This window comes from Bradyrhizobium sp., from assembly GCF_049798375.1.
Lineage (GTDB): Bacteria > Pseudomonadota > Alphaproteobacteria > Rhizobiales > Xanthobacteraceae > Bradyrhizobium.
On the sequence record NZ_JBARGP010000634.1, the window covers coordinates 1 to 7,721 of the forward strand.

At 62.2% G+C, this 7,721-nt stretch carries 8 protein-coding genes and 1 pseudogene; 1 reads left to right on the forward strand and 8 read right to left on the reverse strand.

Features of this window, described 5'->3' with window-relative positions; translation table 11 throughout:
- From WA702_RS24975 to WA702_RS25010, 8 genes and pseudogenes are all read right to left on the reverse strand, one after another.
- Positions 1-359 (reverse strand): biotin--[acetyl-CoA-carboxylase] ligase (locus WA702_RS24975; RefSeq protein WP_425113216.1); only part of this gene is annotated, 359 nt, incomplete at its 3' end.
- Positions 360-1,787: an NADH-quinone oxidoreductase subunit NuoN gene (gene nuoN / locus WA702_RS24980; protein ID WP_425113217.1), complete on the reverse strand. Its 1,428-nt coding sequence runs from the start codon at positions 1,785-1,787 to the stop codon at positions 360-362. It abuts the gene before it with no gap.
- A 25-nt stretch (positions 1,788-1,812) separates the two neighbouring features.
- Complete coding sequence (locus WA702_RS24985; protein WP_425113218.1) at positions 1,813-3,321, reverse strand: NADH-quinone oxidoreductase subunit M; 1,509 nt, start codon at positions 3,319-3,321, stop codon at positions 1,813-1,815.
- Positions 3,318-5,432 (reverse strand): NADH-quinone oxidoreductase subunit L, encoded by a 2,115-nt coding sequence (gene nuoL, locus WA702_RS24990; protein ID WP_425113219.1) that lies wholly within the window; start codon positions 5,430-5,432, stop codon positions 3,318-3,320. Before nuoL ends, WA702_RS24985 begins: the two co-directional genes overlap by 4 nt.
- A gap of 46 nt (positions 5,433-5,478) precedes the next feature.
- Positions 5,479-5,787 carry an NADH-quinone oxidoreductase subunit NuoK gene (gene nuoK / locus WA702_RS24995; RefSeq protein WP_425113222.1) on the reverse strand — a complete coding sequence of 103 codons (309 nt, stop codon included), beginning with the start codon at positions 5,785-5,787 and terminating at the stop codon, positions 5,479-5,481.
- Positions 5,784-6,422: an NADH-quinone oxidoreductase subunit J gene (locus WA702_RS25000; RefSeq protein ID WP_425113220.1), complete on the reverse strand. Its 639-nt coding sequence runs from the start codon at positions 6,420-6,422 to the stop codon at positions 5,784-5,786. Before WA702_RS25000 ends, nuoK begins: the two co-directional genes overlap by 4 nt.
- Before the next feature lie 93 nt (positions 6,423-6,515).
- Positions 6,516-7,004, reverse strand: coding sequence for an NADH-quinone oxidoreductase subunit NuoI (gene nuoI / locus WA702_RS25005; protein WP_425113223.1), 489 nt, complete (start codon positions 7,002-7,004; stop codon positions 6,516-6,518).
- 13 nt (positions 7,005-7,017) lie between these two features.
- Positions 7,018-7,293 (reverse strand): annotated as a pseudogene (locus WA702_RS25010) (NADH-quinone oxidoreductase subunit H); the annotation flags it as partial.
- 50 nt (positions 7,294-7,343) lie between these two features.
- Here WA702_RS25010 and nuoI (WA702_RS25015) point away from each other — a divergent pair.
- The coding region (gene nuoI, locus WA702_RS25015) for an NADH-quinone oxidoreductase subunit NuoI (RefSeq protein ID WP_425113221.1) at positions 7,344-7,721 on the forward strand (378 nt) is incomplete at its 3' end.

Below are 7,721 nucleotides of genomic sequence, written 5' to 3' on the forward strand. Positions count from 1 at the left end.
TTAGGCCATTTCAGCGCAAAATCCAGCTGTCCGCCCCCGGTCCGCATCACGGCCTCGAGGCTCACCTGCCGCAGCGCGCTCGCCATCGCAACACCTACCGCGAAGCCGAGCGTCGCGGCGATTGCCGGCGTCACGTCCAGAACCTCGAGCACGCTGGCGGCGAGATTGCCCCGCGGCGCGATCCACGCTCGTTGTCGCCGGCCGCGCCCTGCGGTCTGCTCGGTCGTCACGTACCAGCAGGGCCCGCGCTCGCCGCCTCGCGCCCGCGCCAGTGCCTCGGCATTGGTCGAGCCGGCTTGATCGAACGCAATCAGCCCGTAGCCTGCCTTGGTCGCGCGCGGACCGAGAGTGAAGGCCATCTAGAACAGCGACTTCGCCGCGACCGTCGCCGCACGAACCAGCGGTCCCGGATAGGCGAAGAACAGGATGTTGAAGAGGCCCGCGACCGCAAGCACGGTGCGCAGCTCGATCCGGACGGGATCGAGCACCTGCAACGGCTCATCGAAATACATCGTCTTGACGATCGAGAGATAATAATACGCCCCGACCACGCTGGTCAGCACGCCGATCACCGAGAGTGTGAACAGCCCGGCCTTGATCGCGGCGACGAACACATACCATTTGGCGAAGAAGCCCGCGAGCGGTGGAATGCCGGCCAGCGAGAACAGCAGCATCGCGAAGAAGAAGGCGAGCAGCGGGTTGGTGCGCGACAGGCCGGAGAAATCGCTGATCTTCTCGAACGACTGGCCGTTGCGCCGGATCGCGATGATGACGGCGAACGAGCCGAGCGTCATCGCGACATAGATCGCGATGTATATCAGCACGCCCTGCGCGCCCTCGACCGTTCCGGCGGCGAGGCCGACCAGAGCGAAACCCATATGGCCGATCGACGAATAGGCCATCAGGCGCTTGATGTTGGTCTGGCCGATGGCGGCGAACGCGCCGAGCGCCATCGAGGCGATCGAGACGAACACGATGATCTGCTGCCACTGGAAGGTGATGCCGGGGAACGCGGTCAGCGCCACACGGGTAAACACGGCGAGGGCTGCGACCTTCGGCGCCGAGGCGAAAAAGGCGGTGATCGGGGTCGGCGCACCTTCATAGACGTCAGGCGTCCACATATGGAACGGCACGGCCGAGACCTTGAAGCAGAGACCGGCGAACAGGAAAACGATGCCGAACACGATGCCGATGCTGCCGCCCTTCGCCGCAGCCGCGATGCCGGCGAAGCTTACGGTGCCGGTGAAGCCGTAGATCAGCGACGCGCCGTAGAGCAGCATGCCCGACGACAGCGCGCCAAGGACGAAGTACTTCAGGCCCGCCTCGGTCGACTTGGCGTTGTCGCGATGGCTCGCGGCGACGACATAGAGCGCAAGCGACATCAGCTCGAGCCCGAGATAGAGCGCGATCAGATCGCCGGCCGAGATCAGCACCATCATGCCGAGCGTAGAGAGCAGCACCAGGATGGCATATTCGAAGATGCGCCGGTCGGGCGCCGAGAGGAATTCCGTCGACATGATCAGCGTTGCGGCCGAGCCGATCAGCGCCAGAATCTTCAGGAAGCGCGCATAGTCGTCGCCGATGAAGCTGCCGCCGAACGCCTGATCGGTCGGCCGCCACAGCACCAATAGCCCCACCACGATCAACAGGCACACGGCCAGCGTCGTGACGAGCCCCGTCGCCCGCTGCCCGCGGAAGGCGCCCAGGATCACGAGCACCATCGCGCCTAAGGCCAAAATCAACTCCGGCAGCACCACCCCGAGCTGAGCCCCAAAATTCTCGATCATCGTTCGTGTCCCGATCTTGTGGGGTCTATTGCTGCAGCGAGGCGGCCTTCACGGCCGTCACGGCGGTATTGTAGTTATTGACCAGCTGCTGAACCGAGGCTGCCGATATGTCGAGGACCGGCTTCGGATAGACACCGAACAGAATGGTCAGCGCCACCAGCGGGAACAGCAACAAGCCTTCGCGGAAGGTGAGGTCCTTGATGGTCTGCAGCGACGGCTTCACCAGCGCGCCGAACACCACCTTGCGGTAGAGCCACAGCGCATAAGCCGCCGACAGGATCACGCCCGATGTCGCGAAGAACGCTGTCGAGATCGAGACGCGGAAGGTGCCCAGCAGAGTCATGAACTCGCCAACGAAGCCGGACGTGCCGGGCAGCCCGACATTGGCCATGGTGAACACCATGAATACCAGCGCGTAGAGCGGCATCCGGTTCACGATGCCGCCATAGGCCGCGATCTCGCGGGTGTGCATTCGGTCGTAGACGACGCCGACGCAGAGGAACAGCGCGCCGGAGACGATGCCGTGCGAGATCATCTGGAACACGCCACCCGCAACACCCTGCATGGTGCCGGCGAATATGCCCATGGTGACGAAGCCCATATGCGCGACCGACGAGTACGCGATCAGCTTCTTCATATCCTCCTGCATGAGCGCGACCAGCGAGGTGTAGATGATCGCGATCGCCGACAGCGTCCAGATCAGCGGCGCGAAGTCATGCGACGCCAACGGGAACATCGGCAGCGAGAAACGCAGGAAACCGTAACCGCCCATCTTCAGGAGGATCGCAGCCAGGATCACCGAGCCTGCGGTCGGCGCCTCCACATGCGCATCCGGCAGCCAAGTGTGCACCGGCCACATCGGCATCTTCACCGCGAACGAGGCGAAGAACGCGAGCCATGCCCAGGTCTGCAACGACCGCGGGACGTTGGCGTGCATCAAGGTCGGAATATCGGTGGTGCCGCCATTCCAGTACAGCGCCATGATGGCGAGCAGCATCAACACCGAGCCAAGCAGCGTGTAGAGGAAGAACTTGAAGGACGCATAGACCCGCCGCGGACCACCCCAGACACCGATGATCAGGAACATCGGGATCAGGCCGCCCTCGAAGAACAGATAGAACAGCACGAGGTCGAGGGACGAGAAGGTGCCGACCATCAGCGTTTCCAGGACTAGGAACGCCATCATGTATTCTCGCACCCTGGATGTCACCGACTTCCAGCTTGCAAGGATGCAGAACGGCATCAACGCGGTGGTCAGGATCACGAACGGCAGCGAAATGCCGTCGACGCCCATATGATAGGCGATGCCGCTCGCCAGCCAGTTGGCCTTTTCGACAAACTGGAAATCAGTCTGCGAAGGATCGAAGCGCAGCACCAGGATCACCGACACCGCGAAGGTGATTAGCGTGGTCCAGAGCGCGATCCAGCGCGCGTTGCGCCGGGCGGCTTCGTCGTCGCCGCTGAGCAGATAGATCAGCAGCACGCCGACGAGCGGAAGGAAGGTGACGACAGACAGAATCGGCCAGGTGGTCATTGCTGGCCTCCCATGAACATGAACCAGGTGATCAGGCCGGCAACGCCGATCAGCATGGCAAAAGCATAATGATAGAGATAACCGGTCTGGATCTTGACGACACTGCGGGTGACGTCCAGCACCCGCGCCGACACGCCGTCCGGTCCAAAGCCGTCGATGACGAAGCCATCGCCCTTCTTCCACAGGAAGCGGCCGAGCCACTTCGCAGGACGGACGAAGATGACGTCATAGAGCTCATCGAAATACCATTTGTTGAGCAGGAATTTGTAAAGCAGCGGCTGCTGACGCGCCAATTCCTCGGGGATGGAGGGACGGCCGATGTAGAACAGCCAGGATATTCCGAAGCCGACGACGAACATCGCGAACGGAAGCTGTCCGAACCAGAACGGCATGTGCTCCATGTCCTCGAGGATGTGCGGGTTCATCTTGAGCGACTCGCCGAAGAACTGCTCGACCAGATGTTCGTTCGTAAACAGCTCCTTGAACGGGAAGCCAGCCAGGACCGAACCGACCGCGAGCACGCCGATCGGGATCAGCATCCAGACCGGGCTCTCATGCGCCGCCTCGTAGTGATGCTGATCATGCGGGGTACCGAAGAAAGTCTTCCAGATCAGGCGCCAGGAATAGAACGAGGTCAGGCCGGCCGCCACCACCGTGAGGAAGTAGGCATAGGTCGCGAACGGGTTGTGCGAAGCATAAGCCGCCTCGATGATCGCATCCTTGGAGAAGAAGCCCGCAAAACCCGGGAAGCCCGTCAGTGCCAAGGTGCCGACGGTCATCACCGCGAATGTATAGGGGATCTTGCGCCACAGGCCACCCATGTTGCGGATGTCCTGCTCGTGGTGCATCGCGTAGATCACCGAGCCGGAGCCCAAGAACAGCAGCGCCTTGAAGAAGGCGTGCGTGAACAGATGGAACATGCCGACCGAATAGGCTCCTGCTCCCATCGCCACGAACATGTAGCCGAGCTGCGAGCAGGTCGAATAGGCGACGATACGCTTGATGTCGTTCTGCACCAAGCCGATGGTCGCGGCGAAGAACGCAGTCGTCGCACCGAAGAACATCACCACGGCTTGCGCGTTCGGCGCCAGCTCGAACAGCGGCGACAGCCGCGCCACCATGAACACGCCGGCGGTCACCATGGTCGCCGCGTGAATCAGCGCCGAGACCGGGGTCGGACCTTCCATCGCGTCCGGCAGCCAGGTGTGCAGCAGGAACTGCGCCGACTTGCCCATCGCGCCCATGAACAACAGCAGGCACGCGAGCGTCATCGCATCGGCATGCCAGCCCAGGAAGTCGACGGTCTTGTGAGCAAGGGCGATGCCCGGCGCGGCGCCGAAGATGGTGTCGAAATCGGTCGAGCCGACCAGCATGAAGACCGTGAAGATGCCGAGCGCGAAGCCGAAATCGCCGACACGGTTGACCACAAAGGCCTTGATTGCGGCCGCATTCGCCGACGGCTTCTGGTACCAGAAGCCGATCAACAGGTAGCTGGCGAGACCGACGCCCTCCCAGCCGAAGAACAGCTGGACCAGGTCGTTCGCCGTGACTAGCATCAGCATCGCGAAGGTGAATAAAGACAAATACCCGAAGAAACGGGGGCGATTGGGATCCTCGTCCATGTAGCCGATCGAATAGAGATGGACGAGCGAAGACACGGTCGTGACCACGACCAGCATCACCGCCGTCAGCGTATCAACGCGCAACGCCCAGGACACCTGCAGGTCGCCGGAATTGATCCAGGGCAGCAGCTCGATCACCCCGGCCTCGTGGTGCATGAAGCCGACGTTGACCAGCGTCGCCCAGGACAACGCCGCCGCGACGAACAGCAGCGCGGTGGTGATCAGCTCCGCGGCGCGCGTTCCGGCCGCCGGCGGCTCCGCGACATGATGATCGTCGTGGCCGTGATCATCGTGCGCGAGCGGCTCGTCATGCGAGACATGCACCACCGACGCATCCTCGTTCACATGCGTGGTCGACGCGTGATGGTGGCCATCGCCGTGATGCTCGACGGTGTCGCCACTCGGGTTGCGCGCATGCGCCCCGAACAACGCGATCAGGCCGGCCAGGATGGCGCCCAGCAGCGGCAGAAAGACAATGGCCTGGATCATTCGTCCGTTCCCTCACGCATGATCATGCTCGTGCAGTTCATGCGCCCTAGCCCTTCATCAGATTGACGTCTTCAACCGCGATCGAGCCGCGGTTGCGGAAGTAGACAACCAGCACGGCAAGGCCGATCGCGGCCTCCGCGGCGGCGACCGTCAGCACCAGCAGCGCGAAGACCTGGCCGACGATGTCGCCGAGGAAGGTCGAGAACGCCACCAGATTGATGTTCACGGCAAGCAGGATCAGCTCGACGGACATCAGAATGACGATGATGTTCTTGCGGTTGAGGAAGATGCCGAGGATGCCGAGCGTGAACAGCATCGCGCCAACCGAGAGATAATGTCCGAGCCCGATTGTCATTTCACCCACTCCGCCGCATCCGCATCCTGCAGCCCCTGCCCGACGGCAACCTTGCGCACCGCCATCGCGATCTCAGGCGTGCGGGCATTCTGCACGTTGATGTCCTGCCGCTTGACGTTGACCTTGTGGCGGAGCGTCAGCACAATGGCGCCGATCATAGCGACCAGCAGCACCATGCCGGAAAGTTGGAAGTAGAAGATGTACTTCGTATAGAGCACCAGCCCGAGCGCCTCGGTGTTGGTGACGTTGGTCGGGATCGCGGCCGTGATCGTCTTGGTGGTGCCGGGATCGATGACCCAGTAGGACACGGTCAGCAGCAGCTCGAACAGGAAGATGCCGCCGATCACGAGACCGATCGGCATGTACTGCAGAAAGCCCTCGCGCAGCTCGGTGAAGTCGACGTCGAGCATCATGATCACGAACAAAAACAGCACCGCGACCGCGCCGACGTAGACGACGACCAGGATCATCGCCAGGAATTCGGCGCCCATCAGCACGAACAGGCCAGCGGCGTTCACGAAAGCGAGGATCAGAAACAGCACGGAGTGCACGGGATTGCGCGACACAATCACCATCACCGCGGAGGCGACGCAGATGCCCGCGAACAGATAGAAGAACAGGGCCGGAAGGATCATGCGAAGCCCCTCTCCAAGTCTCCCCCACAAGGGCGGAGAGAGCAGACCGTGCGCATGGCGAATAGGTGCATCTCAACAGCCACGTTCCTCACCTCACCGGTACGGCGCGTCTTGCGCGATCGACTGGGCGATTTCACGCTCCCAGCGGTCGCCATTGGCGATCAGCTTCGCCTTGTCATAGTAGAGCTCCTCGCGCGTTTCGGTCGCGAATTCGAAATTCGGCCCCTCGACGATCGCATCGACCGGACAGGCTTCCTGGCACAGCCCGCAATAGATGCACTTCACCATATCGATGTCGTAGCGCACCGTCCGGCGGGTGCCATCGTTGCGCCGCGGACCGGCTTCGATGGTGATCGCCTGCGCCGGGCAGATCGCCTCGCAGAGTTTGCAGGCGATGCAGCGTTCTTCGCCGTTCGGATAGCGACGCAGCGCATGCTCACCGCGAAACCGCGGCGAGATCGGCCCCTTTTCGAACGGGTAGTTCAACGTCGGCTTCGGCTTGAAGAAATAGCGCATGGCGAGAAAGAACGCCGATACGAATTCCGACAGCAGAAGCGAGCGGGCGGTAGCGTTGATGTTGATGCTCATAGCGACCTCATTTCGGCGCAATCCCCGCCAATTGCAGCACGCCCGCAACGATGACCACCATGGCGAGCGACAGCGGCAGGAACACCTTCCAGCCAAGCCTCATCAACTGGTCGTAGCGGTAGCGCGGCACGATGGCCTTCGCCATTGCAAACAGGAAGAACATGAAAAACAGTTTTAGCGCGAACCAGATGACCCCGGGCACCCAGGTGAAGGGCGGCAAGTTCACCGGCGGCAGCCAGCCGCCGAGGAACAGGATCGTCGCCATCGCGCACATGGTGGTGATCGTCGCCGGTGTGCTGCAATTTGCGGGGCTTGCGCCGAAATGAGGGTGCCTTGAGTGTCAACATCAATGCCACAGCCCGTTCGCTGCTGCTGTCCGAATTCGTATCGGCGTTCTTTCTCGCCATGCGCTATTTCTTTCAGCCGAAGCCGACGCTGAACTATCCCTTCGAGAAGGGGCCGATCTCGCCGCGCTTCCGCGGCGAGCATGCGCTGCGCCGCTATCCCAATGGCGAGGAGCGCTGCATCGCCTGCAAGCTGTGCGAAGCGATTTGCCCGGCGCAGGCGATCACCATCGAGGCCGGCCCGCGCCGTAACGACGGCACGCGCCGCACCACGCGCTACGACATCGACATGGTGAAGTGCATTTACTGCGGGCTGTGCCAGGAAGCCTGCCCGGTCGATGCCATTGTCGAAGGGCCGAATTTCGAG

Bases quoted from the DNA above. Each gene is read 5' to 3' on its own strand.
- nuoN (WP_425113217.1), bottom strand. From the start codon at position 1,787: ATGATCGAGAATTTTGGGGCTCAGCTCGGGGTGGTGCTGCCGGAGTTG.
- WA702_RS24985 (WP_425113218.1), bottom strand. From the start codon at position 3,321: ATGACCACCTGGCCGATTCTGTCTGTCGTCACCTTCCTTCCGCTCGTC.
- nuoL (WP_425113219.1), bottom strand. From the start codon at position 5,432: ATGATCCAGGCCATTGTCTTTCTGCCGCTGCTGGGCGCCATCCTGGCC.
- nuoK (WP_425113222.1), bottom strand. From the start codon at position 5,787: ATGACAATCGGGCTCGGACATTATCTCTCGGTTGGCGCGATGCTGTTC.
- WA702_RS25000 (WP_425113220.1), bottom strand. From the start codon at position 6,422: ATGATCCTTCCGGCCCTGTTCTTCTATCTGTTCGCGGGCATCTGCGTC.